This window comes from Providencia sp. PROV188 (assembly GCF_027595165.1).
GTDB classification, from domain to species: domain Bacteria; phylum Pseudomonadota; class Gammaproteobacteria; order Enterobacterales; family Enterobacteriaceae; genus Providencia; species Providencia lanzhouensis.
In genome coordinates this window covers 1,145,821-1,171,173 of the sequence record NZ_CP097291.1, presented here as the reverse complement: position 1 = coordinate 1,171,173, position 25,353 = coordinate 1,145,821, and the positions used below count along the sequence as shown (strand labels likewise).

The following is a 25,353-nucleotide window of genomic DNA, read 5'->3' as shown; positions in this document are numbered from 1 at the left end:
TATAGGGTGTAATGGTGCGCTGTACCAGTCTATCTCGTCAAAGACTGATAAAAAAACGCACCCAATTTTTATTCTTCAAAGCGTAAGCTTCGCGCTAAGCTTAAAACTGTTTACGCCCTTCTAAGGCCGCGATTCTGTTTTCTATAGAAGGATGGGTTGAAAACACAGAATCCCCCTTATTAAAGATATATGCCGCCTGTCTGTATGCCTGTCCTGTGCTTTCATCATCATAATCATGCTTTTGATGATCCCCTGAAATTTTCTTCAAAGCACTTATCATCGCTTGATTATCAGAGGTTAGATCCACCGCTGCCGCATCCGCCATATACTCACGGGTACGCGATAAATAAAAATAAAGTACTTTGGTAATAATTGGCAACACGATATTCATCAATAATAAAATAGTTTGTGCTTTATTCGCTGAACTATTACGGCTACGTCCTGCTGAGCGAATAAATACTTGAGCAAAAACGTTCGTTACCGTCAAAATAACATTCGCTAAAATACCCACATACAGTGTTAATTTAGAATCACCATGGATAATATGCCCTACTTCATGGGCCATTACCGCTTGAACTTCTTGGCGATTTAGCGTTTGTAATAAACCACGCGTGACGCCAACTAAAGCATTACGAGAATTCCAGCCAGCCGCAAATGCATTTGGTTCGTCAGTATCCAAAATATACAGACGCGGTACATAACGTAATGTCGCACTTAAGCTCAATTCTTCTAAAATATTAAATAGCTGTCTTTCTTCAGGAGTTGAAGCGCCTTCTTGGGTGATTTCCTTCGCATTCATTCCGGCAAGCATCAATTTATGCCCGAAGAAATGAATATAAAGTAGACCTAAAAATGTCAGCCCAAGAATAATAAAAGTTGCCACAGGCAGTTGTTGTAATGTCGCAAATGCTATCAGGTTCGAGGTAAAATCCATTCTCTCATCTGGATGGGTTGCAGTATCCGCCAGCAAACCAATCACTAACATCAGCACAATATAACTCAGTACAACTAACCGAGTACGGATATTGTTTTTACGTATAACGTTTCTAAAATCCATAATAAAACCCTGCCAATGGCAACATCCATTTAATCAAAGTTAATGCGACGAGACTCTTCCGTTTTGATGTCAGCTTCGTCTAAACGCCAATATTCTTTATTGATTTTCAAGCTAGGAATAATGCCAACAATTAATGCGGCAGGCATAGAAGCGATGTACGCATTATACGTTTCTAATGAACGGTTATAACCACGTTTAGCAAAAGAGAGCTTGTTTTCAGAAGAAACAATCTCTTCTTGTAAATTTGCCATGATTGCATCAGATTTTAGCTCTGGATAAGCTTCAACCGCTACATTGATAGCACCACTACTGACCATTTTAGAAAGTGCATCTTCCGCTTCTCGGGCTTTATCCCCCGTCGCATTTTGTGCTTGGCTTCTCAGCTCGGTAATTTTAGTGAAGACTTCTGTTTCATGGCTTAAATATTTTTTGACTGTCGCCAGTAAACTATCAAATACTTTACCGCGGCGATCTAATTGAACAGAGATCTCCGTTTCGCTAGAAACAACAGCTTCACGTAGTGCAACGATGCGGTTATAAAAATAAATAACAATCAGCACTAATACGACAATAAAAATTAAAAATTTCATAATCACCTTTTAGGCATTCGCCAGCGGAATAAAGACTGAATTTTCTATATCGTTAATTTTCAGGCCAGGGAATTCATTTATGTGACATTCTACGCAGCCTACAACAATAAAGGAACAGTCTGAGAAGAAATCAGAACAATCAAAGAATCGGATTTTATGGCAATAAAAAAGGCTACTTAGTCATTACTGACCAAATAGCCTTTATCGATACCATTTAATTACACGGCGCGGAAAGAGATTTCCGTCGGGATCTTATCCCCTTCCCAATACATCAATGCAGAGATGTTAGACGCAATTTCGCGATAGATATCGGCGAACTCGCCTTCAGGGTCGCGCATTACGGTCGGCTGACCACGGTCTAAATCTTCACGTAATGAAATATGCAGCGGAACCTGACCTAGCAGTTTGGTATTATATTTTTCGGCCAGTTTTTCTGCACCACCGGTACCGAAAATAGGCTCCACATGACCACAGTTACTGCAAATATGTGCGCTCATATTTTCAACAACACCCAGCACAGGCACGTTCACTTTTTTGAACATGACAATGCCTTTCATTGCATCCACTAAAGCAATATCTTGTGGCGTGGTCACAACCACTGCGCCTGTCACTGGAATATTTTGTGATAGCGTCAGTTGGATATCACCCGTTCCTGGTGGCATATCGATAACAAGATAATCCAGATCTGGCCATAGCGTATCTTGCAGCATCTGCATCAAAGCTTTACTCGCCATAGGACCACGCCATACCATCGCGTTGTCGTCAGTGACTAAGTAACCAATGGAGTTAGTGGCTAAGCCATACGCCATAATTGGTGCCATGTGCTGACCATCTGGAGACGTTGGTCGCTCCAATGTAGTACCCAGCATATTCGGAATTGAAGGACCATAGATATCCGCGTCGAGGATACCGACTTTTGCGCCTTCTTGTGCCAATGCTAACGCTAAGTTCACGGAAGTACTGGATTTACCCACACCACCTTTACCTGAACTCACCGCTAGAATATTACGCACTCCGTTGATGCCCGGTAAATCGTTGGCACGTTTCAAAGTAGTAATATCATGGCGTAATTTCCATTCTACGGCGTGAGCACCAGTCAATTGCTTTAATTCAGCCGTTTTTTCGCTGATCAGCGTTTGGAATGGGCCTTTCCAGACAAATGGCATAACTAATTCGACATGCAACACATTGTCCAACAGTGCACAACGATGCAATGCTTTGATTGAAATCAGATTGCGCTTGAGAGTTGGGTGTGTAAATGAAGCCAAAACAGTGGAGACTTGTTCAGTCAGCAGTTCTGGTTTGTTCTGCTCGGGGGATTTATCGTTCATCCCGGCTCCTTTATTTTCTTTTTTGTAACTACACATTTTTGACTACGTTGCATGATAGCAGAGAACGAAAAAAATAGTGACCGCCAAGCGAATGAAAAACCACAAACAGTAAAAATTTGTTTCCACCTAGCGTTTTTTCCTAATAATTGCCGATTAATATTTTATTGCCCTAGCGACATTTTTATTGATCGGTTAACATCAAAGACCCTTTATTAATAATGGAAGTAAGAAAGTTACTATGTCTCAAGTCGCGAATAAATTACTGGTAACCTGTGCGTTACCATATGCTAACGGTTCAATCCATCTCGGTCATATTCTGGAGCACATTCAGGCTGATATTTGGGTCCGTTATCAGCGAATGCGCGGCAAAGAGGTTCATTTCATCTGTGCTGACGACGCGCACGGAACACCGATCATGTTAAAAGCTCAGCAATTATGCATTACGCCTGAAGAAATGATCGCTGCAATGAACCAAGAGCATCAGGACGATTTTGCAGGCTTCCAGATTAGCTACGATAACTACCACTCAACCCATAGCGGAGAGAACAAACAGTTATCCGAACTGATTTACGGCAAATTAAAAAGTAATGGTTTTATTAAAAACAAAACCATTTCACAGCTTTACGATCCAGAAAAAGGCATGTTCCTGCCAGACCGTTTCGTCAAAGGTACTTGCCCGAAATGTAAAGCGGAAGACCAATACGGCGATAACTGTGAAGTCTGTAGCGCAACCTATAGCCCAACTGACCTGATTAACCCACGTTCAGTGGTTTCAGGTGCAACGCCAGTTATCCGTGAAACTGAACACTTTTTCTTTGATTTACCTGCATTTAGCGACATGCTGCAAGCATGGACTCGCTCTGGCGCACTGCAAGAGCAAGTGGCTAACAAAATGCAAGAATGGTTTGAATCTGGCTTACAACAGTGGGATATCACCCGTGATTCCCCGTATTTCGGCTTTGAAATTCCAGATGCTCCGGGTAAATATTTCTACGTTTGGCTGGATGCGCCAATCGGCTATATGGGCTCGTTTAAAAACCTGTGCGACAAACGCAGCGATTTAAACTTTGATGAATTTTGGAACAAAGATTCCAAAGCGGATCTTTACCACTTTATTGGCAAAGATATCGTCTATTTCCACAGCCTATTCTGGCCAGCCATGTTAGAAGGCAGCAACTACCGTAAACCAACTAACCTGTTTGTTCACGGTTATGTCACCGTTAATGGTGCAAAAATGTCTAAATCTCGCGGCACATTTATTACCGCTCGCGCATATTTAGATCATTTCGATGCTGACTGCCTACGTTATTACTATGCAGCGAAACTCTCTTCACGCATCGACGATATCGACTTGAATTTAGAAGATTTTGTACAGCGTGTGAACAGCGATATCGTTAACAAAGTGGTGAATTTAGCTTCACGTAACGCAGGTTTTATTGCTAAACGTTTTGCTGGAAAATTATCCGCAAACTTAGCGGAACCAGCGCTATACCAACAATTTGTTGATGCGGCAAAAGTGATCGGTGACGATTTCACTAATCGTGAATACGGTAAAGCCGTGCGTGAAATTATGGCATTAGCGGATATTGCAAACCGCTATGTGGATGAGAAAGCACCTTGGGTCATTGCGAAACAAGAAGGTAAAGACCAAGAGCTGCAAGATATCTGCTCGATGGGTATCAACTTATTCCGAGTATTAATGACTTACTTGAAACCAATTCTGCCAAGCTTAACCAAGCGCGTGGAAGAGTTCCTGAAAGTTGAATTAACGTGGGATTCCATCAACACGCCATTACTGAACCACGACGTAGCGCCATTTAAAGCGTTATTTAACCGTATTGAATTAGCAAAAGCAGAAGCGATGGTAGAAGCCTCCAAACAAAGTGCTCAATCAGTTAAGCAGTTGACCGGCCCTCTGGCGGATGATCCTATTCAAGAGACCATCACATTCGATGATTTCGCTAAAATTGACTTACGCATTGCGCTAATCAAACAAGCAGACTTCGTTGAAGGCTCAGATAAGCTACTGAAGTTACAGTTAGATATCGGCGGTGAAACTCGCCAAGTATTCTCTGGTATCCGTAGCGCTTATCCAGATCCAAAAGTCTTGGAAGGTCGTTTAACCGTGATGGTGGCAAACCTTGCTCCACGTAAAATGCGCTTTGGTATCTCCGAAGGTATGGTGATGGCAGCAGGTCCTGGTGGTAAAGACATTTACCTACTGAGCCCAGATAATGGCGCACAACCAGGTATGCAGGTTAAATAAGCCATTGATTGTCGCTCTGAAAATTGAGCAACAAACTTAGCCAATATCAGTACAAAACGGAGCCACTTTAGTGAGCTCCGTTTTTTTATGGGTTTTTATTTGTGATCTCTGGCACAATTTTCAAGTTAATTGTATGATGAATGCCTGTCGAGTAATAGGACAAGTCCCATGTCATTAAAACAAGTATTGAACACCGGATGGCAATATTTGCGAGCCTTCGCAATACTTTACCTCTGCCTGATCATCGGAAATGTGATTTCCAAACTGCTTCCTTTTTCCATTCCCGGCAGTATTGTCGGAATGTTGCTGCTGTTTGTTTTGCTAGCATTACAGATAATCCCTGCTCACTGGGCAAAACCTGGATGTAGCATCCTTCTGAAAAACATGACGATTTTATTCGTTCCCATCGGTGTGGGGATTATGAATTATTATGATTTACTCAGCCAACAGATGATCCCAATTATCGTCTCTTGTATTGCCAGCACGCTCATTGTCATGATTGTTGTCGCGGTCAGCTCAAACTATATCCATAAAGAACGCCCAATCGTGGGTGTGAAGCCTGATGAAGTTCCTCTTCCTCCTGAAGAACCCATTTCTTCAACCATCGATAATGATAAAACCAAGGGGAAAGAGTGATGTTAGAACATATTTGGTGGTCACTACCATTAACTATCGTTGTTTTCTACTTGGCAAGAGCACTGTCGATCAAGTGCAAATTGCCCATTCTGAATCCATTATTGTTAACTATCGCGATCATTATTCCGCTGCTGATCCTGACGAATACCTCTTATGAGCACTATTTTGCGGGCAGTAAAATACTCAATGATTTATTGCAGCCGGCCGTCGTCGCCCTCGCCTTTCCGCTCTACGAGCAAATGCACCAGATTAGAGCACAGTGGAAATCCCTATTTAGTATCTGTTTTGCTGGCAGTATTGTGGCGATGTTTACGGGGGCAACTATTGCACTGTGGCTAGGGGCTACACCGGATATTGCAGGTTCAATATTACCTAAGTCGGTCACAACACCAATAGCCATGGCAGTTGCCGATTCAGTCGGAGGCATCCCAGCAATTAGTGCCGCTTGCGTACTTTTTGTCGGGATTTTAGGGGCGATGTTCGGTCATAGCCTATTTGATGTTTTGCGTATTCGCACCCATGCATCACGAGGCTTGGCGATGGGTACCGCTTCTCACGCTTTGGGAACTGCGCGTTGTGCGGAAGTTAACTATATTGAAGGGGCTTACAGTTCATTAGCGTTAATGACCTGCGGGGTGATCACCTCGTTAATTGCGCCTTTTATCTTCCCTGTTATTCTTCACTTATTTAGCTAAACTAAATCAATAAGAGAGGTTATTTACCTCTCTTATGCAAATTTCAGTGTAAAAACTTGAGATACATCTCTCATTTAATGAATTTGTTTCATTGATTGCATTCATGAAGTGATCGCGATCACATCCAATCACCCTATTAATTGAATAGAATGAAAACAATTAAATAGGGAGGGTTACTCATGCATTCAAGATTCAAGGCCGCTTGGGCCGAACTTCCAGAAAAGTTACAGTCTGTCCTAAAGCCTATTATGGACAAACCCGATTTCTCAGCTATGTTGACCGCTGAGCAAGTTAAGCATATTAAAGCTGAGAGTGGATGCACGGACAGCGAACTCGCTTTTTCATTATTACCTTTCGCAGCGGCTTACGCTGTCACACCAATTTCTCGCTTTAATGTAGGCGCAATCGCTTGCGGGATCAGCGGTAATCTCTATTTCGGCGCAAATATGGAATTTAACCATGTTTCTATTGGTCAAACTATCCATGCTGAACAATGTGCCATTACCCATGCGTGGCTAAAAGGCGAAAAGCAATTAACCTCTATTACCGTCAACTACACGCCTTGCGGTCACTGCCGACAGTTTATGAATGAGCTGCGTGAAGGCGGTAAGATCATGGTGCATTTACCAAAACGCCAAGCAGCTACACTTCATGATTATTTACCTGATTCATTCGGTCCATCGGATCTGAATATCACCACATTGCTGCTCGACAATGTTAACCATGGTTATCAAAACCAAAGTCGCGATAGATTGTTATCTGCTGCGATTGAAGCTGCGAACCAATCTCACGCACCATACAGCGAATCTCACTCCGGTATTGCTGTGCAGTTAAAAGATGGCTCTCTGTTTACAGGTCGTTACGCTGAAAATGCTGCGTTCAACCCAAGCTTACCACCATTACAAGCTGCGCTAATTATGGTGAATTTAGCGGGTAAAGATATTCATGCCATCGAACAAGCTGTGTTAGTGGAAAAACAAGATGCAACGGTACAGCAGTGGTGTACAACAGAAAATACCTTGCACGCGTTAGGTTGCCAAAAAGCGGAACGCATTTATTTGGATGAGTCCATTTAAACGTTATTTCATTTAAACCATATTTAATTGAAAACAAATTAAATATTCAAAATTAAGACGGTGGTTATTACGAGTTTATCAACTACAATAACCGCCGTTTTTTATTAAAACGTTATTGAGTGTTAATAAAATTAAAATGAGAATCTGGATGATGAGCTGCTATAGCCACCACTGTAGTTAAATTCATGCATACTCGGGGCCTGAGGCACCCTAAAATCTCTATCAAACGAGCTTGATGAGTGGTCCATGGAAGACATATGGTCTCTTAAGCTATCAACGGTTCGATCCGTTTGACACTCACCTATTTGAAAATCATTTGGTCTATATACACTCACTGGGTACCCTCGGTGTTCTGAAGCCGTTATTTCAATTGGTGCATGATTATTGGAATAGCCAGCAAAAGGAATGTTGCCAATAACATCATCTATCATGGCACTATGTTTATTAACATTGGGGCTGTAATTGGCAGATGGGGAATTAAATAATCCGGTTTCTGGCAATATATAGGCGGGGCGTTCAAGGTAATATTCAGAAAGGCGATCAAAGTGTTCAAACTCTGTCTGACCAACCCAATCAGGTTGTAAATAATATTCATAACGACTCTGAGGTGGTAGATCCCAAAATGATAATCGATTTGTTCCTCTATCAATTAATGGATTTCCCGTTTCATACACAAGTGCTTGAGCATCATCCAGATCGACTTCTAATGTAGGTGATACAAAGAATCCATACGTATTTTTCAAACTTATCACGACACCATCAATGGCATTGTCTATATCTATTACTCTTCTAATCCAACTATGAATTTCGGATTTTTCACTTTCAGTCGCATCATACAAACCTTCATACATAATATTCATAGTGCTTAAGCTTAACTCTATTTCCCTATCTGGCTCACCTACAGCATTCAATACCTTTTGCCAGTATCTCTCTTTATTTTCATAGCCTGGCATGACATTAAAAACAGGCTGCAAGGTCCACGCTTCCGCAGGTAACTTATGCATATCAAAAACGAACTCATGGAACCACATCACTTCTTCATGATTTATATCTCCATATATCTCGGTAACGCCATCCGTAAATCTATTTTGAAGTGTATATGAATAAAAAAAAGCCATATCAAAACGTATTTCTTCGAACTTCTCTCGACTAACTACAATGCCTTTTTCAATCATGATCTCTTCTAAGTAGTTTAATGCAAATTTACCTGAAAAAGAGTCACCTTTAACAACACTATTTGCTAGAACTGCATACCGATCCCCCTTACTCGCTAAATATTCATACATTAGTTCTGGCTTTCAGCTTAGAGTTAAAATTTTATGTGCCTTTACTGCTTCTCTTTTTGTTAATCTAAGATACCCTTGTCTATAATGTTTATTTTTCATATCTAACACCTTATAATTTTATATATTTATAAATAAATTTATTTACATCACCCATTATTTCATTCCACACATTTAAATCTTTATAATTTATTAATAATTTAATTTTAACACCAATTTCAGGAATCAAATAAACCGCATCGCATCGACTATAAACACCATCACCAGGTATCCATGCACAGTCAAATAAAATATTAATCGACTCTTTACCCCTCCCCCAATAATAACCTCTTTTATATTCCTTAAAGTGATTATGCTTATTATTGAATCTAAATATGACCTCATTAAAATAAAGCTTTAATTCTTCACTGTATGAGACATCCCCCTTATATTTTCCTTCACCACTATCAATATATAGATACCTTTTATATTCAAGATAACTTTTAGGATCACCATCGAGTGGTTCTATAGAAAATCTAAGTTTTTTATTTTTTTCATTTCCATTTTTATTAAAAGGCTTCATTTCAGGCCAGCTCATTATTAATGGCAAAACTCGAAAATTTGCATCGCAACCTTTTTTATTTTCTAAGAATCTTGGATCGAAATAACTATAACCTTCATATTCCGCGAAGGAGTAGACATAGTTGCTAGGCACTTCAATGACTGTATCGTTAAACCGCCCACAAACAAAACCGGGACGATTATCTGCCATCGATGAAGTTGAAATTAACAAGATAAATATAGAAAAAATAAATTTTATTGGCATATTACGCCTCCAAATTTTTCAAAAACTTATTTTTTATAACGAAAACTATCTTCAACCATCGTCATGGTTTTCTCAATTTCAATAACTAGGGGAATTTTCCTCATTCTCTTTAACCATCGCTGGCTTTTTTTACGTTTTTCAATTGAAGTGCTTTCTGCCTCAGCCTTCATTTTAAACCACAAATCAACAAATATTTTCTCCTCGGATTCCCTTTCGGAATTAGCGTTCATTTCCCTCCAAAATTTGTTTCGTTCATTTTCATCAAAAACATCATAAATATCAGCAAAAAACCATGCATCGCAGGGTAAATTCGCTGCTTTAAATCCATTTTCATTGATAATTTTAGCCTCGTTAAAATTAATTCTTTCCGTTCTAACCTCTACACCTTTATTTAATTCAAACCAAGACTTTAAGTAATTCGCATATGCCAATGCAGATTCATAATGGACTTTATCCATTTTTTCTTTTGACAATGGTTGTTTATATTCATCCATAGTCACTCTTATATATTCAAGTATAATTATGTTAAAAATAGATACACTATCTTTCTTAGGCTCCGAACCTATAGATTGAAAGGAGAAAAATAACAAAATAAAACATAACAATAATTTTTTATTTTGATGCCATATTACCCCCACTAGTCTCCCTCCATAATGTTAGCAAGAACAGCGTTAGTCCATATCTCACTAATTGTGTTTTCGATACTATTCATCACTGGCATTTTTCTCACTATAGATAACCAAGCTATACTTTCCTTTTGTTTCTCTGATGATGAATTTGTCGCTTCTCTAATCATTGAATACCATATTTTCATTAATACTGCTGTTTCTTCATTTCTCCCGCCTTTATTTATTGCATATAAATATCCTTTCCATATTACCTCACTATCTTTCTCATCTAACGCATTAAAAATATGACTAAAAAACCATGCATCATGAGATATGTTAGACCTATCCAGTGAATCATAGTAAAGTTTACTTGCTTCTTTATAATCAATTCCTTCATCAAAACATTTCTTATTTAAAATAATAAAACTATGAACAATCTTTCTATAATCCTGTTTTTTGTAATCATAATTTTTCATTAAACTTGAACTTTTCTTAAATTCAGCAAGATACATAAATTGTAATGCAATAAGAAACCTTGAAGGCTCTTTATTTTGATATTCGCCATAGGAATTACTATTTTCAATAATATTGTTTTTATTTACATCATTTGAACCATGACAAGCACATAGAAAGAGCATAAAAATAATTAACGTGAAATTCCTTATCATAAAAGCCACCAATCTTATAGTTTTATAAAAAGAAAATTAAAACTAAATGAATTAAAAACATGCGGCAATATATGATATATAAAAATATATTTAGCAGGATCAGCATCTACCGACTTACTGCACCATAATTACTGATTTTCCACTGAACAGTTAAATTAATTTAACCTATAACAAAACCACATACTGCGTTGAAAAGATTGATATCGTGATAAAAGCATCGGCGAACTTAAATAAGCGTGATCCATTCGTTGTAATAGTAAAACAAACCTCGTCTAAAATTCCCTTCTGTAGATAATTTCCTTATCATATAACGCATAATATTCAGTAAAAAATTTAACTGTTTTGTAGCATTATTTACTGTACATATTTTTTGTTTAGCTTAGGATCTAACCTGACAGTTGCTTACTAATCGTCCGAAGAGTGATATTTCATGGAACATGAACACGAAACAAAACGTCCCCTATACATTCCTTATGCTGGTCCAATCTTACTCGAATTTCCTTTACTGAATAAAGGAAGCGCCTTTACAGAAGAAGAACGCGCTAATTTCAACCTGTATGGCCTACTGCCTGAACAAGTTGAAACTATTGAAGAACAAGTTGAACGTGCTTATCGCCAATTAATTGATTTTAAAACAGATATTGATAAGCATATTTACCTGCGTAATATTCAAGACACCAACGAAACCCTATTTTATCGCCTGATTGATGCACACTTAACCGAAGTGATGCCACTCATTTACACCCCAACAGTGGGTGAAGCTTGCGAACATTTCTCTGATATCTATCGCCGTGCGCGTGGTTTGTTTATCTCTTATCCAAACCGTGAATACATCGATGACATGCTGCAAAACGCCACTAAACAAAACGTAAAAGTTATCGTTGTGACAGATGGTGAGCGTATTCTTGGTTTAGGTGACCAAGGTATTGGCGGCATGGGTATTCCAATTGGTAAATTATCCCTGTATACCGCCTGTGGTGGTATTAGCCCTGCGTATACCTTGCCAGTTGTTATTGATGTTGGTACTAATAACCCACAACGCCTGAATGACCCACTGTACATGGGCTGGCGTCATCCGCGTATTACTGGCGAAGAGTATGATGAATTTCTTGAAGAATTTATCCAAGCTGTAAAACGCCGCTGGCCAAATGTTCTGCTGCAATTTGAAGACTTTGCACAGAAAAATGCGATGCCATTACTAAACCGTTATCGCGATGAACTATGCTGCTTTAACGATGATATCCAAGGCACCGCTTCCGTTACTCTTGGTAGCTTAATTGCCGCCAGCCATGCGGCGGGTAGCAAATTGAGCGACCAACGCGTCACATTCTTGGGCGCAGGCTCTGCGGGATGTGGTATTGCAGAGCAAATTATTGCCCAAATGAAATCTGAAGGTTTGAGCGATGAAGAAGCGCGTGCACGCATCTACATGGTTGACCGCTTCGGATTACTGACAGACAAACTGCCAAACTTGCTGGATTTCCAAAGCAAATTGACGCAAAACAGCGCTAACTTGCAAGATTGGGATGTCAACAGTGACTCTATTTCACTGTTAGATGTTGTGCGTAATGCGAAGCCAACAGTACTGATTGGTGTTTCTGGTCAAGCGGGTTTATTCACCGAAGAAATCATCAAAGAGATGCACAAGCACTGCCCTCGCCCAATCGTGATGCCATTATCTAACCCGACATCCCGTGTTGAAGCGCGTCCAGAAGATATTATCAACTGGACTGAAGGTCAGGCATTAGTGGCAACAGGTAGTCCATTCCCACCGGTGGCTTATAAAGACAAAATCTTTGCTATCGCGCAATGCAACAACTCCTATATCTTCCCTGGTATTGGTTTAGGCGTGATTGCATCCGGTGCAAAACGTGTGACTGATGGCATGTTGATGGCAGCAAGCCGTGCGTTAGCAAGCTGCTCACCACTGGCACAAAAGGGTGAAGGTCCACTGTTACCACTGTTATCCGAGATCCAAGATGTTTCCCGCGTGATAGCAAAACAAGTGGCTAAAGAAGCGCAAGTTCAAGGCGTGGCGACCATGACATCAGATAGCGCATTAGATGAAGCTATTGAGCACAATTTCTGGAAACCAGAATATCGTGTCTATAAACGAACTTCATTCTAACTAATTGTAATTACTAAATTAAAGAGCACTTCGGTGCTCTTTTTTTATTTTCTCTGTTTTCTATATTTCAACATTGTCTGAAAGTATCCCGTTTCTATAACTTGCGATTGAGATAGCCGCCAGAGTTATTTAAGATGCAAACATAACCGGTTTACATAGGACTCGCTCATGTCAGAGCCAACCATACCTGAATCAACGCCGCCTGAATCTGCGCCCCAAAAAAATATTCGCAAGTTTTCCCTATGGGCGATAGCACTCACACTGCTTATTGCGATTCTTAATATTGGTGTCTATTTTTATCAGCTTAACTTTGCTGCACCACTTGAATCTCAGGAATACAATTTGTTGCTCTTCGGAGCAAGCGTCTATCAGCTTTCTCTCACCGGTGATTGGTGGCGTTATCCTATTAGCATAGTGCTACATTCCGGATGGTTACATTTAGGGCTAAATACCCTTGCCTTACTGGTAATTGGTATTGAATGTGAACGCGCTTTTGGCAAATTTCGTTATCTTGCAATCTATCTATTTGCAGGGATTGTAGGGTCGTTTGTCAGTGCAGCTTGGCAATACCAAGAAGCCTTAAACAGCGCAATGCGTCGCTTTGACATAATGTCATGGAGCAGCCTGCTACAGAATGATAATACCGTCTATATTACTGTCAGCTTGGGCGCGTCTGGGGCGATTATGGGTCTCGCCGCTGCATCAGTGATTGAACTCTTAAAACAGCTCAATAACCCAGACCTCACTAAAGACGCTCGCGATACCCTTAAGCGCCCTCTCTACAATATTATTGCCATGATTGCATTAACCTTAATTAACGGGATGCAATCGGGGGTGGATAATGCTGCTCATATTGGTGGCGCGCTTGCAGGTGCCGTAATTGGCTTTGCTTTCGTTCTCATTCCTGCCAAAAAGTACGTGTTAGATTTACTCGTTGTGTTAATCATGGGGGGAATTTTAGCATTCGTTATCCACCAGCAATCATTTTCGACTGATGAAGATCTTGTTGCTGAGCGTGAGTTCATCTTTCAAGAGCTAGATAAAGAGCTTAATTCAGCCAAAGCAGAGCAAGCTAAGCGAGTAATGGAAAAGGCTGCTGAAGAGGAGCTTGCATCACTCCCCGCCACACAATCTGAAGAGCAAGTTGCTGGTATTCAAATTCAAGCCCCTGAATTAATTGAACCGAGCTTTATTCTCAGTGATGATGCCCACCAGAGGATCTTTATCACAGACGAAGAAGCCAACCTAGTTAGCGCTTACTCTTCAGCCAAAGATGATTGGAAATTGCTGTTTACTATTCAGCTTCCATTACCCAAAAATGAAACAGGCTGTAGCTCTAATCGCTGCCGTGGAATGGGTGCCTATGGCGCAGCACTTAGTAACGATGGAAAGAAACTGTATGTTGCTTCGCTTCAACCAAACAGCGTGAGTGTGATTGATATCGACGCGCAAAAAGTAGAGGCCAATATTGAAACTAGCTTTTTCCCTCGCCAAATTTATGTGATGAAAAATAGCCCACGTGCATTTGTCACAAGCGGCGTAGAAAACAGTATCGCGGTGATTAACCTTTCAAATAATACCGTCGAGAAAAAGCTTACCTTCCCTGATAGCCAAGAGTATCAAGGTGCTTTCGGCGTTCAGATGCCAGCAGCACTGTCCCCCGATGAAAAACATCTAGCGCTGTATGATAATGTCACCCAAGCTGCCTATCTGTTAGATACTCAAACACTTACATTTAGTGCAAAACCTTGGTTTACGGTAGAGAATTATTATGATTCTGTTAGAGAATTTTATTTCACACCAGATAGCCAATCCATCTGGATGGTGACAGATACCCGCTTTATTCTCGCTCATGTCACAGCACCAGCCTCGCCTATCACAGAATATCATTGGTGTGGAAATAATAGCGATATACAGTATGGTCGATATGGCATCAATACGGCGTTAACCCAAGCTTACTATTTGCCACAATACCCTAGTGAAGCCCAGGTTCCACTGGTCTCCACCAGCCTCAAGACATTGAATATCCAAAATGTTCTGCCGGTCCCAACAAATGGTGAATATATTCAAGGGATTGCTGAAACTGATAACGTTTGGGTGATCACTTACCCAAAATCATTTTATGTGGTTGATAAACAAAAATCCGTCGATAGAAACACCATCAGTCCATTACTCTGTTTTGGTGGACTACCGAACGAATAAACCAACATACGGCATCTTATTGTTTTTCAATTCGATGCCATATTGACACGATTTTACGTTACGCGACTTGCGTCACGAAATTAAGTCAAGTAGCCTATTAATTGTTAGCACTAATTATTATAGGCATTAATTATTCAAGGCGAGGACATGAGGAAACGTCTGCTTTATGGTCTATTAATACTGGCAGGGATAGCTTTCGCCACTGTTATTTTACTCGACCGCTGGATCAGTTGGGAAACTGCACCCTATATCTATGAAGATGTAGAGCAACTGCCTGCCCGCGATGTTGGGATGGTTCTCGGCACATCTAAATATTATGCCTCCGGAGCCACTAACCTCTATTACACATATCGAATTAAAGGCGCTGCGGATGCCTATCATAGCGGTAAAGTAAAATATTTACTCCTGAGCGGTGACAACGGCGCACATAATTACAATGAGCCTATCGCCATGCGTAAAGACCTCATCAAAGCGGGCGTTCCCGCCTCAAAAATCGTGCTCGACTTTGCAGGTTTTAGAACCTTAGACTCCGTAGTTCGTACGAAAAAAGTGTTCGATACCGATAACTTCACCATTATCACCCAGCGTTTTCATTGCGAAAGAGCGCTATTCATTGCTAAGCACAAAGGGATTGATGCCCAATGTTTAGCGGTACCTACGCCGGAAGGCATGTTTAAAGTGCGGATACGTGAAGTGTTTGCCCGCTTAGGTGCGCTTGCTGATCTCTATATTCTCCAGCGTGAACCTAAATTTTTAGGGGAACAAGAATCCATTCCTGCTCCAATAAAAATGCCTGATGGCACAAAGGGCTATCCAGCAGTTACCCCTGATGAACTGAATAAACTCAATTAATGTTCAGATGGTGAATGTCGATTTAAAAGATAAAAAAGTTTATCTGTCAGTTGTCGCCAACACCATTCCACTGGCCCTTGCTCAAAGAAGCGCAACCAGCAATAAGAAAACAGCAAGTTAGCACACCAAATGGGTGGAATGAACGCTAACAACTCCACTCGGGTAAACTGATAAAAGTAACCCAAATGATAAAAAATAGTGGTACAAATCAGTGTTTGAAGTAAGTAATTACTCAACGCCATCCGCCCCACATTTTGCAAGGCTTTCGCGAGCACACTTCGGCTAAATATCCCCCAAAAACCATAAACTAGCGCAATATAGCCCAAAGACTGAAACGGCACCGATAGCTCATTAATGATATAGCCAACAATCGAGGTATCAAAATAACGCCAACCAAAAAGGCTTTGAACATACAGAGCCACTGACTGGATAGCTACGGTGGGGAGGATTAATACAATGGCCATTCGACGATAATGCTGCTCAGTAAACTGCCCTTTTAGCCAACCATTTTTCAGTAGCAACGCCCCTAGGATCATCATCGCAACCAGTTGCCAGCCATACTGAATAACCAATAACTCAACCATCATCGCCACTTCACCTGTGCGATATGCGATCCCCGTCATTCCACCAATGCGATGTTGCCAAGCATCAAGAAACGCTTGGTCTGCAGTGATCTGCCAAAAACTGGTATCCACCACATTACTGCCGATGGCAAATAAAATAACCAAACCAATCAAATAGATAGAAATGGCAATTTTGAACAATGTGGAAGCCGCATTGTGTGGCAACACCATTATCACAACCAGCCCCGTCAAGGAATAGGCGAGAAGAATATCCCCATCCCAAAAACCAATTCCATGAATCAAGCCAATAATCGCTAAAACAATCAGTCGGCTACGTTGCCATAATATTGAGCGATAACTTAGCAAGCCTAATGTGGCACCAAAAAGTAAGGAAAAAATTCCCAGAAACTTCCCTTGAAAGAAAAGATTAAAAAACACCCAAACCGCCGCATCAGAGGATGATACTTCGGGGGTGTAATAGGGATTAAGATAGGCCGCTTGTGGTAAAGCAAATCCAAAGATATTCAGTAATAAAATACCGAGGATAGCAATGCCACGTACTGTATCAAGTTGCCCGATACGGCTTTTAGGGGCAACTGAAACGGTTGAGGTCATAAATTAGAGATGGCGAACCGCACGTAAGAATTCTTGACGTGTATTTTGGCTAGACTTGAACAGCCCACCCAATGATGTGGTGGTTGTTGCACTGGTTGCATCACGTATACCACGAGCTTTCACACAGTAATGAACTGCATCAATAGAAACCGCGACATTCATGGTGCCTAATAACGTTTGCAGAGCTACTAAAATTTGCTGAGTTAAACGTTCTTGAACTTGTGGGCGCTGTGAGAAAAACTGCACAATACGGTTGATTTTCGATAAACCAATCACTTTATCTTTAGGGATGTATGCCACAATCGCTTTACCATCGATCGTCACAAAGTGGTGTTCACAAGTACTGGTCAGAGTAATATCACGCACAGTAACCATTTCATCAACATTCATTTTATTTTCAATTAATGTGATTTTTGGGAAGTTTGCATAGTCAAGGCCCGAAAAAATCTCATCCACATACATTTTTGCGATACGGCGCGGGGTATCCGCTAAGCTATCATCGGTTAAATCTAAGTTCAGCAACTTCATAATTTCGGTCATATGTCCTTCAATCAGTTGCTTACGATCCTCACCGGATTTTGGTTGAATACGTAACGGGGTTTCAAGCCCTCTTGCTTCCAAAGCAGCATGAACTAATTCGGCCTCTTTACTCAGAGATGACATAGGATCCTCCACAGATGGTATAACGCTATTTTTATAAAAATGCAGGTGTGCGCGGTACTCTAAAGCAGCAAGTGCAGATAATCCAGTAATACATCTATCAACAGCATGAAATATTTGCAGGTTATCGCGCGACTCGATCCAGAATACTCCTTGCCATTTAAATAACTATTTCATTATTTAAATGCGATTAATAACACCCTTTATTTTAGCCTTTTTGGTAGCTCTGTTTTAGCAAAAATCGTGTTCTTCGATAACGGATTCATTAAAACAACGCAATATGTGACCCAAATGAGACAAACTATCCACCCAAAAGCTATCAGTAATCAATTTCTATTCATTCACCCAATGCGCTATATCTGACATAATACCGCCAACAATTTATTTTAAGCCTCGAAGGCCAATAACAAGATTAAGGGGTAACGATTTATGGACCAGTGTCATACTAACGGTTTGATTTCACTAGAGCTTGCATTAGAAAAATTACGTTCAAACACCGCAACTGTCACAAGCACTGAAATCATTCCACTAACTGAGTCTGCCCAACGTATTATTGCCGAAGACCTCATTTCTCCCATTAATGTCCCGCCGTTTGATAACTCAGCGATGGATGGTTATGGTTTTCGCTTTGCTGATTGGGATGGAAAAACCCCGATGCCCGTCGCTGGAAAATCCTTTGCTGGCAACCCAATGGAAGGAAAATTACCCGCAGGTAGCTGTGTAAGGATCATGACGGGAGCGCCTATTCCTGAAGGTGTTGATACCGTTGTCATGCAAGAAGCCACAGAACAAACTGATCAAGGAATTATTTTTACGGAAAGCTTCAAGCAAGGAAACAATATCCGTAAAGCTGGTGAAGATATTGCCCAAGGTAGTGCGGTATTCCCTGCCGGAACCTTACTCTCCACCACACAGCTACCATTGATAGCGTCTCTTGGAATTGCGAATGTGACAGTCCAGCGCCGTTTGAAAGTTGCCGTGTTCTCAACCGGTGATGAGCTTCAAGCAGTAGGCGAACCTCTGGCTGAGGGGCAAATTTATGACACAAACCGTTTTGCCGTTCGCTTAATGTTAGAAAAACTCAATTGCGAAGTGCTGGATTTTGGCGTTATCCCCGACTCACCAGAAAAACTCAAGCAAACCTTTATTGAAGCTAACCAATGTGCTGATTTAGTCATCAGCAGCGGCGGCGTCTCTGTCGGCGAAGCGGATTACACCAAACAAATTTTGGATGAACTGGGTGAGATTGGATTTTGGAAATTAGCTATCAAGCCAGGTAAACCTTTCGCATTTGGCAAGCTAAGTTCCGCGTGGTTCTGTGGCTTACCAGGTAACCCTGTCTCTGCCGCGCTGACTTTCTATCAATTAGTTCAGCCATTAATTGCTCGCCTCAGCGGCCATAGCCAATGGAAAGCCCCTGTCCGCTTCAAAGTTCCTGTCACTACACCACTGAAAAAATCACCTGGACGCCTTGATTTCCAACGAGGCATTTTAAGCGTCAATGAACAAGGTCAGCTACAAGTGGCGACTACAGGGCACCAAGGCTCACATGTCTTCAGTTCTTTTAGCCAAGCAAACTGCTTTATTGTATTAGAACGTGAGCGTGGAAAAGTGGCGGCAGGTGAAATGGTTGATGTGGAAATGTTCAATTACTTATTAAAAAGTGAGTAAGACTGTGCAAGAACTGACTGATCAGGAAATGCTACGTTATAACCGCCAAATTATCTTACGCGGCTTCGATTTTGACGGGCAGGAAAAGCTGAAGGCAGGTAAAGCCTTGGTCGTTGGGCTTGGTGGACTTGGCTGCGCGGCGACACAATACCTCGCCGCCGCGGGTGTCGGTTATTTAACCCTCGTAGATTTTGATACGGTTTCCCTATCAAATTTGCAGCGCCAAATCCTGCACCGCGACGCGACTATCGGTGAACCTAAAGTAGATTCAGCAAAAGCGCAGCTAGCGGCCATCAATCCTCATATCCAGATTGATACTGTTAACGCGCAATTGGATGATCATGAGCTAGAACAATTAGTTCAACAGCATCATGTAATCTTAGATTGCACGGATAATGTTTCCATTCGCGAGCAGCTTAATCGCCTCTGCTTTAAACACAAAATTCCTTTTGTTTCGGGTGCTGCAATTCGTATGGAAGGGCAACTTTCCGTATTTACCTATGAAGAAGGAATGCCCTGCTATCACTGCCTAAGCCGACTGTTTGGAGAAAATAGCCTGACATGTGTAGAGGCTGGCGTCATGGCGCCGCTGGTGGGGACAATTGGCACATTAGAAGCGATGGAAACCATCAAATTGCTAGCCCAGTACGGCAAAGTCAATGTTGGAAAAGTGCTGTTATTTGATGCGATGACGCTGGATTTTCGCCAATTTAAACTCAATAAAGACCCTCATTGTGAGGTTTGCTCCTAAGATTCTTCATGGCGAGCTAAGTCTCGCCATTTTTTAAGATACAAAATTAGGAATATTCCTAAAAATTCATTTATCTTGTCTTTGGTCTTATACTATCCCCCTTTCGGGGAACCTCGTTATCCCTACTGATTTGAACTATGACTGTGTCAGTCATTACTGAGAATATAAATATGTCATTACCTCCTTGCCCAAAATGTCAGTCTGAATATACCTATACTGACAACGATATGTACATCTGCCCTGAGTGCGCGCACGAATGGAATGATGCTGAGCCAGTTACTGACATTGATGAACTCATCGTAAAAGATGCTAATGGCAACTTATTAGCTGATGGCGATACTGTTACCGTAATCAAAGATCTTAAAGTGAAAGGTAGTTCTTCAATGCTGAAAATCGGTACCCGCGTTAAAGGTATCCGTTTAGTGGAAGGCGATCACAATATCGATTGTAAAATCGATGGTTTCGGTCAAATGAAACTGAAATCTGAGTTTGTGAAGAAAAACTAATTTTGAGGCTGTTCTGCCATTTTGAACAGCTAAATAAAAATAGCCCCTCGGGTATCACACCAGCGGGGCTATTTTTTTATTCAAACAAGATTAGATAACAACACCTTGGCTTTTCAGGTACTCGTCATAAGTACCTTTAAAATCAATCACTTTATCTTCTTTAATCTCAAGAATACGAGTTGCCAGTGAACTCACAAACTCACGGTCATGGGAAACGAAAATCAGCGTTCCTTGATACATTTCCAATGCTAAGTTCAATGATTCAATGGATTCCATATCTAAGTGGTTGGTCGGTTCATCCATAATCAAAATATTTGGCTGTTGCATCATCAACTTACCAAATAACATACGACCCTGCTCACCACCTGATAAGACCGACACTTTTTTCTTAATATCGTCTTGAGAGAATAGTAAGCGACCTAAAATACTGCGAACCGCTTGCTCATCATCCCCTTCACTTTTCCACTGGCTCATCCAGTCAAACACGTTCAGGTCAGTATCGAAGTCTTCTGCGTGGTCTTGCGCATAATAACCAATGTTATGGTTTTCAGACCATTTGACGATTCCGCTTGTCGCAGGTTGCTCACCGACTAAGGTTTTTAAGAATGTGGTTTTACCGATACCGTTAGCACCGATAACCGCCATTTTCTCACCCACTTCCATTAATAGGTTCACGTTTTTAAACAGAGGACCTTGATCGTAACCGTTAGTGACCGCTTCTAATTCTAAAGCATTACGGAACAGTTTTTTCTCTTGTTCAAAACGAATGAATGGGTTTTGACGACTAGAGGCTTTAACTTCATCTAATTGAATTTTATCAATTTGACGAGCACGAGAAGTCGCTTGTTTAGATTTTGATGCGTTAGCGCTGAAACGGCTAACGAAAGATTGTAACTCAGCAATTTGCGCTTTTTTCTTGGCGTTATCAGATAACAGACGCTCTCTCGCTTGGGTTGCCGCAATCATATACTCATCGTAGTTACCCGGGAATAAACGCAGCTCACCGTAATCTAAATCCGCCATGTGCGTACAAACGGTATTTAAGAAGTGTCTATCATGGGAAATGATAACCATGGTGCAGTTACGGTCATTCAGCACTTGTTCTAACCAACGGATGGTATCGATATCCAAGTTGTTCGTCGGTTCATCAAGTAACAGAATATCTGGATCAGCAAATAATGCCTGAGCCAATAGCACACGCAGTTTCCAACCCGGCGCGACTTCGCTCATTGGACCATAATGTTGCTCAACCGGAATACCGACGCCTAATAGCAGCTCACCCGCACGCGCTTCCGCGCTATAGCCATCCATTTCACCGTAAGCCACTTCAAGATCTGCAACGCGATAGCCATCTTCTTCACTCATTTCTGGCATCGCATAAATTCTGTCACGCTCTTGCTTTACATCCCAAAGCTCAGCATGTCCCATGATAACGGTATCGAGAACAGTAAACTCTTCGAATGCAAACTGGTCTTGGCGTAATTTACCTAAACGCTCGTTAGGATCCGTGGTGCTCACATTCCCTGCGGTTGGCGTTAAGTCACCACCCAGAATTTTCATAAATGTGGATTTACCCGCACCATTCGCACCGATCAGACCGTAGCGGTTACCGGTACCGAATTTAACTGAGATGTTTTCAAACAGCGGCTTACTGCCAAACTGCATAGTGATATTGTTGGTTGTTAACACTGCGATGCCTTAAATTGATCTTTGTAGAGTCGCCCCGAGATTGGCGTAATTGCCCTTATCTCGCCGACTTGAAGTCTGATAAGAATAAATAGCCGCGCATTATGCCATAATCCCGCGTTTAGATCTTGTGCTCATTTTTGAGCTGCTTTTTCTGAAAAAGATATGATTTGTTCATAATGCCTTGGGGGCTAATACTATAAAAAGCTCCCCAATAATGGAGAGCTTAAAAATTTACAACGCGATCCCCATGGTACGGGATACTTCGGCTAATCCTTCGCGCTCATAAAACTTAATAGCTTGGTGGTTTTGCGCTAATACTGAAAGTTCTAAGTGACTAAATTTCTGCAACTTAGCCCACTCTTTCATTCCATCTAAGAGCTGTTTACCTGCTTTTTCACCTCGAAAGTCGGGAGAGATGACCAAATCAAAAATATAACCGAAATCCCTTGGCACAATGCAACTATAAGGATCTGCCGTTTGTTTTTGAGCAATACAAAAACCTTTGATTTCACCTTCATGATCAACCACTAAAAGATGAAACTTATTATCCTCAATGGCATTTTCAACAAACTCACTCGATTGTTCCGCGGCTTGTAACCTTTCACGATCAAACTTAGCCATCTCGGCAAATAAAATTTGGTAGAGCGCAAGAATTGCTGATAAATCCTCTTTTTTTGCTTTTCTGATCATAAAGCTACCCGAATAAGTTAGTCGTAAGTTTTCACTGGTGGTGCAATATACGTTTCAAATTGATCTAATAAACTGGCTGGGGATGATTCCACAATCGCCATATGACGATATTTTTCATGTAAAAAGCCCTCATCCGCCATTTTATTGGTCATATCAATCAGAGGCTGCCAGTAATTATTAATATTGAATAATCCGCAAGGCTTAGTATGTAAACCAATTTGACTCCATGTGAACACTTCGCTGTATTCTTCTAAAGTGCCGTATCCACCAGGCATTGCGACAAAACCATCAGCAAGTTCAATCATTTTGCTTTTGCGCTGATGCATGGTGTCAACTTTGTACAGTTCGGTCAGATTTTTATGCGAGATTTCACGCTCTTCAAGCAGGGATGGGATCACACCAATAGCCTTGCCGCCTAAAGATAATACCGTATCGGCAACGGTTCCCATCAGCCCAACACTCGCACCACCGTAGACTAAAGCGATATCACGCTTTACCAGCTCTTTTGCAAACTCAATGGCTTGTTTTTGATAAATTTCATTCGTCCCCATGCTTGAACCACAATAAACCGCGACGCTTTTAATTTTTTTCATGTTCTATTTTCATTCCTATTATCATTCTTGTAAGCGCAAAATTATACGGTACCCTCAAAGAAGCTCAACTCACAATATTTTATTTTTAGTCGTTATCCAATATTAAATAATATGATGAATTTTTCGCTCTCAACAAAGCAATATAATCTGCATGAATTCTGTGAGATAATTCACGCCAATTTGCTGGCTTAGGGTAAATATCCCAACAAACCACCATTATTATTTAGATTTACCCATTTTATCTGTATATACCGTGTGGGTTTTATCGACGTTCCTAACGTTTTTTTGAGGTTTTTTATTCATGTCTGCCGATACTAAAAAGAGTGCTTTTCCGCTATTACCGATAGGCTTGCTATTACTGGCAATGATGTCAATCCAAAGTGGTGCCTCTTTAGCTAAAACATTGTTCCCACTTATCGGCGCACCAGGTGTTACCGGTTTACGTTTGTTGCTTGCCACGATTATTTTGTGTGTGATCTTTAAACCATGGCGTTTAAATTTTAGAAAAAGCTCTCTGGGACCACTGCTTGCTTATGGTTTATCTCTCGGAACCATGAACTACCTGTTTTATTTAGCGCTTGAGCGTATCCCTTTAGGAATTGCGGTCGCACTTGAGTTTACGGGCCCATTAGCCGTTGCGATGTTCTCTTCTCGCCGCCCTATTGATTTTTTATGGATTGGGCTTGTCATTGCTGGGTTGCTATTCTTACTGCCTATTGGCAATAACATTGACTCTCTCGATCTCGTTGGTGCCGCTTATGCTTTAGGTGCTGGTGTCTGCTGGGCGATTTATATTATCTTTGGTCAACGCGCTGGCGCAGGTTATGGTGCCGCAACGGTTGCTGTGGGTTCGTTGATTTCTGCGCTGATTTTCTTCCCGATTGGATTAATGCAAACCGGGGTTGAAGCGATGTTTGACCCAGCCATTCTACCTTTGGCTTTAGGGGTTGCTATTTTGTCTACCGCATTTCCGTATACATTAGAGATGATAGCGTTAACCAAGCTGCCCGCAAAAACCTTCGGTACTCTAATGAGTCTAGAGCCTTGCATGGGAGCATTTTTAGGCATTGTCTTCCTACAAGAACATTTAACGATGACACAATGGTTAGCGCTGTTGTGTATTGTATGCGCGTCTATTGGCTCAACATCCACTTCGGTACCCAAATCAAAGATTGAAAAAGTATCGTAAATAATTACGTCATCTTCACTTTTATTAAAGGCTAATAGGCAATTCTATTAGCTTTTTTACTTTTTTTCTTTGTTCATTTTTTATTTCATTATCTTGTAAGGTAATCTTCATTTATTTGAAATGTCACATCGATAGATTCGATTGGTAAAATCTAAATAAACGCCCAAAAAAAATATCATCGTCCTGCCTATTAAAGTAATAGATTATTACTTTATGACATTCTTAGCTT

At 41.0% G+C, this 25,353-nt stretch carries 23 protein-coding genes and 1 pseudogene; 12 read left to right on the top strand and 12 right to left on the bottom strand.

Annotated features, from left to right (window positions below):
• Positions 1-100: 100 nt before the first annotated feature.
• The 3 genes from htpX to apbC all read right to left on the bottom strand — a co-directional run bounded on the left by htpX (position 101) and on the right by apbC (position 2,978).
• Positions 101-1,057, bottom strand: a complete 957-nt coding sequence (gene htpX / locus M5X66_RS05235; RefSeq protein ID WP_270103914.1) for a zinc metalloprotease HtpX — start codon at positions 1,055-1,057, stop codon at positions 101-103.
• A gap of 29 nt (positions 1,058-1,086) precedes the next feature.
• A complete protein-coding gene (locus tag M5X66_RS05230; protein WP_006660137.1) occupies positions 1,087-1,647 on the bottom strand; it encodes a LemA family protein in 561 nt (186 codons plus the stop codon).
• Positions 1,648-1,865: 218 nt separating this feature from the next.
• Positions 1,866-2,978, bottom strand: coding sequence for an iron-sulfur cluster carrier protein ApbC (gene apbC / locus M5X66_RS05225; RefSeq protein WP_006662269.1), 1,113 nt, complete (start codon positions 2,976-2,978; stop codon positions 1,866-1,868).
• A 238-nt stretch (positions 2,979-3,216) separates the two neighbouring features.
• On the opposite strand from apbC, the gene metG reads away from it, so the two are divergent.
• The 4 genes from metG (at position 3,217) to cdd (ending at position 7,651) form a co-directional block, all read left to right on the top strand.
• Positions 3,217-5,244: a methionine--tRNA ligase gene (gene metG, locus M5X66_RS05220; RefSeq protein WP_270103913.1), complete on the top strand. Its 2,028-nt coding sequence runs from the start codon at positions 3,217-3,219 to the stop codon at positions 5,242-5,244.
• A 168-nt stretch (positions 5,245-5,412) separates the two neighbouring features.
• On the top strand, positions 5,413-5,880 hold the full coding sequence (locus M5X66_RS05215; RefSeq protein ID WP_270103912.1) for a CidA/LrgA family protein: 468 nt from the start codon (positions 5,413-5,415) through the stop codon (positions 5,878-5,880).
• A complete protein-coding gene (locus M5X66_RS05210; RefSeq protein WP_036949690.1) occupies positions 5,880-6,575 on the top strand; it encodes a CidB/LrgB family autolysis modulator in 696 nt (231 codons plus the stop codon). Before M5X66_RS05215 ends, M5X66_RS05210 begins: the two co-directional genes overlap by 1 nt.
• A gap of 179 nt (positions 6,576-6,754) precedes the next feature.
• A complete protein-coding gene (cdd, locus tag M5X66_RS05205; RefSeq protein ID WP_270103911.1) occupies positions 6,755-7,651 on the top strand; it encodes a cytidine deaminase in 897 nt (298 codons plus the stop codon).
• Between the two features lie 131 nt (positions 7,652-7,782).
• On the opposite strand, the gene M5X66_RS05200 is transcribed toward cdd, so the two are convergent.
• From M5X66_RS05200 to M5X66_RS05185, 4 genes are all read right to left on the bottom strand, one after another.
• A complete protein-coding gene (locus M5X66_RS05200; RefSeq protein ID WP_270103910.1) occupies positions 7,783-8,937 on the bottom strand; it encodes a serine protease in 1,155 nt (384 codons plus the stop codon).
• A 109-nt stretch (positions 8,938-9,046) separates the two neighbouring features.
• Positions 9,047-9,739, bottom strand: coding sequence for a hypothetical protein (locus M5X66_RS05195; RefSeq protein ID WP_154633934.1), 693 nt, complete (start codon positions 9,737-9,739; stop codon positions 9,047-9,049).
• Positions 9,740-9,765: 26 nt separating this feature from the next.
• Positions 9,766-10,233: a hypothetical protein gene (locus M5X66_RS05190; protein ID WP_230082505.1), complete on the bottom strand. Its 468-nt coding sequence runs from the start codon at positions 10,231-10,233 to the stop codon at positions 9,766-9,768.
• Positions 10,234-10,376: 143 nt separating this feature from the next.
• Positions 10,377-11,015, bottom strand: a complete 639-nt coding sequence (locus tag M5X66_RS05185) for a hypothetical protein (RefSeq protein ID WP_036949697.1) — start codon at positions 11,013-11,015, stop codon at positions 10,377-10,379.
• A 430-nt stretch (positions 11,016-11,445) separates the two neighbouring features.
• Between M5X66_RS05185 and M5X66_RS05180 the strand changes: the two genes are divergently transcribed.
• From M5X66_RS05180 to sanA, 4 genes and pseudogenes are all read left to right on the top strand, one after another.
• Positions 11,446-13,143 (top strand): NAD-dependent malic enzyme, encoded by a 1,698-nt coding sequence (locus tag M5X66_RS05180; protein ID WP_036949699.1) that lies wholly within the window; start codon positions 11,446-11,448, stop codon positions 13,141-13,143.
• 168 nt (positions 13,144-13,311) lie between these two features.
• Positions 13,312-14,202 (top strand): annotated as a pseudogene (locus M5X66_RS05175) (rhomboid family intramembrane serine protease); the annotation flags it as partial.
• A gap of 24 nt (positions 14,203-14,226) precedes the next feature.
• On the top strand, positions 14,227-15,345 hold the full coding sequence (locus M5X66_RS18850) for a hypothetical protein (protein WP_336297819.1): 1,119 nt from the start codon (positions 14,227-14,229) through the stop codon (positions 15,343-15,345).
• Between the two features lie 147 nt (positions 15,346-15,492).
• On the top strand, positions 15,493-16,197 hold the full coding sequence (sanA, locus tag M5X66_RS05170) for an outer membrane permeability protein SanA (RefSeq protein ID WP_036949704.1): 705 nt from the start codon (positions 15,493-15,495) through the stop codon (positions 16,195-16,197).
• Here sanA and yeiB read toward each other — a convergent pair.
• Positions 16,194-17,375 carry a DUF418 domain-containing protein YeiB gene (gene yeiB / locus M5X66_RS05165; RefSeq protein WP_154610032.1) on the bottom strand — a complete coding sequence of 394 codons (1,182 nt, stop codon included), beginning with the start codon at positions 17,373-17,375 and terminating at the stop codon, positions 16,194-16,196. The two genes, sanA and yeiB, sit on opposite strands and share 4 nt — an antisense overlap.
• 3 nt (positions 17,376-17,378) lie before the next feature.
• Positions 17,379-18,038 (bottom strand): GTP cyclohydrolase I FolE, encoded by a 660-nt coding sequence (gene folE, locus M5X66_RS05160; RefSeq protein WP_036949713.1) that lies wholly within the window; start codon positions 18,036-18,038, stop codon positions 17,379-17,381.
• A gap of 426 nt (positions 18,039-18,464) precedes the next feature.
• Between folE and moeA the strand changes: the two genes are divergently transcribed.
• From moeA to M5X66_RS05145, 3 genes are all read left to right on the top strand, one after another.
• Positions 18,465-19,706, top strand: coding sequence for a molybdopterin molybdotransferase MoeA (gene moeA, locus M5X66_RS05155; RefSeq protein ID WP_108479410.1), 1,242 nt, complete (start codon positions 18,465-18,467; stop codon positions 19,704-19,706).
• Positions 19,707-19,734: 28 nt separating this feature from the next.
• Positions 19,735-20,457 carry a molybdopterin-synthase adenylyltransferase MoeB gene (gene moeB, locus M5X66_RS05150; protein WP_270104025.1) on the top strand — a complete coding sequence of 241 codons (723 nt, stop codon included), beginning with the start codon at positions 19,735-19,737 and terminating at the stop codon, positions 20,455-20,457.
• Between the two features lie 170 nt (positions 20,458-20,627).
• Entirely contained in the window at positions 20,628-20,963 is a 336-nt protein-coding gene (locus M5X66_RS05145) for a zinc ribbon domain-containing protein YjdM (RefSeq protein WP_036949717.1), read from the top strand.
• A 90-nt stretch (positions 20,964-21,053) separates the two neighbouring features.
• On the opposite strand, the gene M5X66_RS05140 is transcribed toward M5X66_RS05145, so the two are convergent.
• The 3 genes from M5X66_RS05140 to M5X66_RS05130 all read right to left on the bottom strand — a co-directional run bounded on the left by M5X66_RS05140 (position 21,054) and on the right by M5X66_RS05130 (position 23,935).
• Positions 21,054-22,628 (bottom strand): ABC-F family ATPase, encoded by a 1,575-nt coding sequence (locus tag M5X66_RS05140; protein ID WP_154604456.1) that lies wholly within the window; start codon positions 22,626-22,628, stop codon positions 21,054-21,056.
• Between the two features lie 255 nt (positions 22,629-22,883).
• Complete coding sequence (locus tag M5X66_RS05135) at positions 22,884-23,342, bottom strand: GNAT family N-acetyltransferase (protein WP_036949720.1); 459 nt, start codon at positions 23,340-23,342, stop codon at positions 22,884-22,886.
• A gap of 17 nt (positions 23,343-23,359) precedes the next feature.
• Positions 23,360-23,935 carry a TIGR00730 family Rossman fold protein gene (locus tag M5X66_RS05130; RefSeq protein ID WP_036949723.1) on the bottom strand — a complete coding sequence of 192 codons (576 nt, stop codon included), beginning with the start codon at positions 23,933-23,935 and terminating at the stop codon, positions 23,360-23,362.
• Between the two features lie 301 nt (positions 23,936-24,236).
• Here M5X66_RS05130 and rhtA point away from each other — a divergent pair, with 301 nt between their 5' ends.
• Complete coding sequence (gene rhtA, locus M5X66_RS05125) at positions 24,237-25,124, top strand: threonine/homoserine exporter RhtA (protein ID WP_036949726.1); 888 nt, start codon at positions 24,237-24,239, stop codon at positions 25,122-25,124.
• The last annotated feature ends 229 nt before the right edge of the window (positions 25,125-25,353 follow it).

Bases quoted from the DNA above. Each gene is read 5' to 3' on its own strand.
- htpX (WP_270103914.1), bottom strand. From the start codon at position 1,057: ATGGATTTTAGAAACGTTATACGTAAAAACAATATCCGTACTCGGTTA.
- M5X66_RS05230 (WP_006660137.1), bottom strand. From the start codon at position 1,647: ATGAAATTTTTAATTTTTATTGTCGTATTAGTGCTGATTGTTATTTAT.
- apbC (WP_006662269.1), bottom strand. From the start codon at position 2,978: ATGAACGATAAATCCCCCGAGCAGAACAAACCAGAACTGCTGACTGAA.
- metG (WP_270103913.1), top strand. From the start codon at position 3,217: ATGTCTCAAGTCGCGAATAAATTACTGGTAACCTGTGCGTTACCATAT.
- M5X66_RS05215 (WP_270103912.1), top strand. From the start codon at position 5,413: ATGTCATTAAAACAAGTATTGAACACCGGATGGCAATATTTGCGAGCC.
- M5X66_RS05210 (WP_036949690.1), top strand. From the start codon at position 5,880: ATGTTAGAACATATTTGGTGGTCACTACCATTAACTATCGTTGTTTTC.
- cdd (WP_270103911.1), top strand. From the start codon at position 6,755: ATGCATTCAAGATTCAAGGCCGCTTGGGCCGAACTTCCAGAAAAGTTA.
- M5X66_RS05200 (WP_270103910.1), bottom strand. From the start codon at position 8,937: ATGTATGAATATTTAGCGAGTAAGGGGGATCGGTATGCAGTTCTAGCA.
- M5X66_RS05195 (WP_154633934.1), bottom strand. From the start codon at position 9,739: ATGCCAATAAAATTTATTTTTTCTATATTTATCTTGTTAATTTCAACT.
- M5X66_RS05190 (WP_230082505.1), bottom strand. From the start codon at position 10,233: ATGGATGAATATAAACAACCATTGTCAAAAGAAAAAATGGATAAAGTC.
- M5X66_RS05185 (WP_036949697.1), bottom strand. From the start codon at position 11,015: ATGATAAGGAATTTCACGTTAATTATTTTTATGCTCTTTCTATGTGCT.
- M5X66_RS05180 (WP_036949699.1), top strand. From the start codon at position 11,446: ATGGAACATGAACACGAAACAAAACGTCCCCTATACATTCCTTATGCT.
- M5X66_RS18850 (WP_336297819.1), top strand. From the start codon at position 14,227: ATGGAAAAGGCTGCTGAAGAGGAGCTTGCATCACTCCCCGCCACACAA.
- sanA (WP_036949704.1), top strand. From the start codon at position 15,493: ATGAGGAAACGTCTGCTTTATGGTCTATTAATACTGGCAGGGATAGCT.
- yeiB (WP_154610032.1), bottom strand. From the start codon at position 17,375: ATGACCTCAACCGTTTCAGTTGCCCCTAAAAGCCGTATCGGGCAACTT.
- folE (WP_036949713.1), bottom strand. From the start codon at position 18,038: ATGTCATCTCTGAGTAAAGAGGCCGAATTAGTTCATGCTGCTTTGGAA.
- moeA (WP_108479410.1), top strand. From the start codon at position 18,465: ATGGACCAGTGTCATACTAACGGTTTGATTTCACTAGAGCTTGCATTA.
- moeB (WP_270104025.1), top strand. From the start codon at position 19,735: ATGCTACGTTATAACCGCCAAATTATCTTACGCGGCTTCGATTTTGAC.
- M5X66_RS05145 (WP_036949717.1), top strand. From the start codon at position 20,628: ATGTCATTACCTCCTTGCCCAAAATGTCAGTCTGAATATACCTATACT.
- M5X66_RS05140 (WP_154604456.1), bottom strand. From the start codon at position 22,628: ATGCAGTTTGGCAGTAAGCCGCTGTTTGAAAACATCTCAGTTAAATTC.
- M5X66_RS05135 (WP_036949720.1), bottom strand. From the start codon at position 23,342: ATGATCAGAAAAGCAAAAAAAGAGGATTTATCAGCAATTCTTGCGCTC.
- M5X66_RS05130 (WP_036949723.1), bottom strand. From the start codon at position 23,935: ATGAAAAAAATTAAAAGCGTCGCGGTTTATTGTGGTTCAAGCATGGGG.
- rhtA (WP_036949726.1), top strand. From the start codon at position 24,237: ATGTCTGCCGATACTAAAAAGAGTGCTTTTCCGCTATTACCGATAGGC.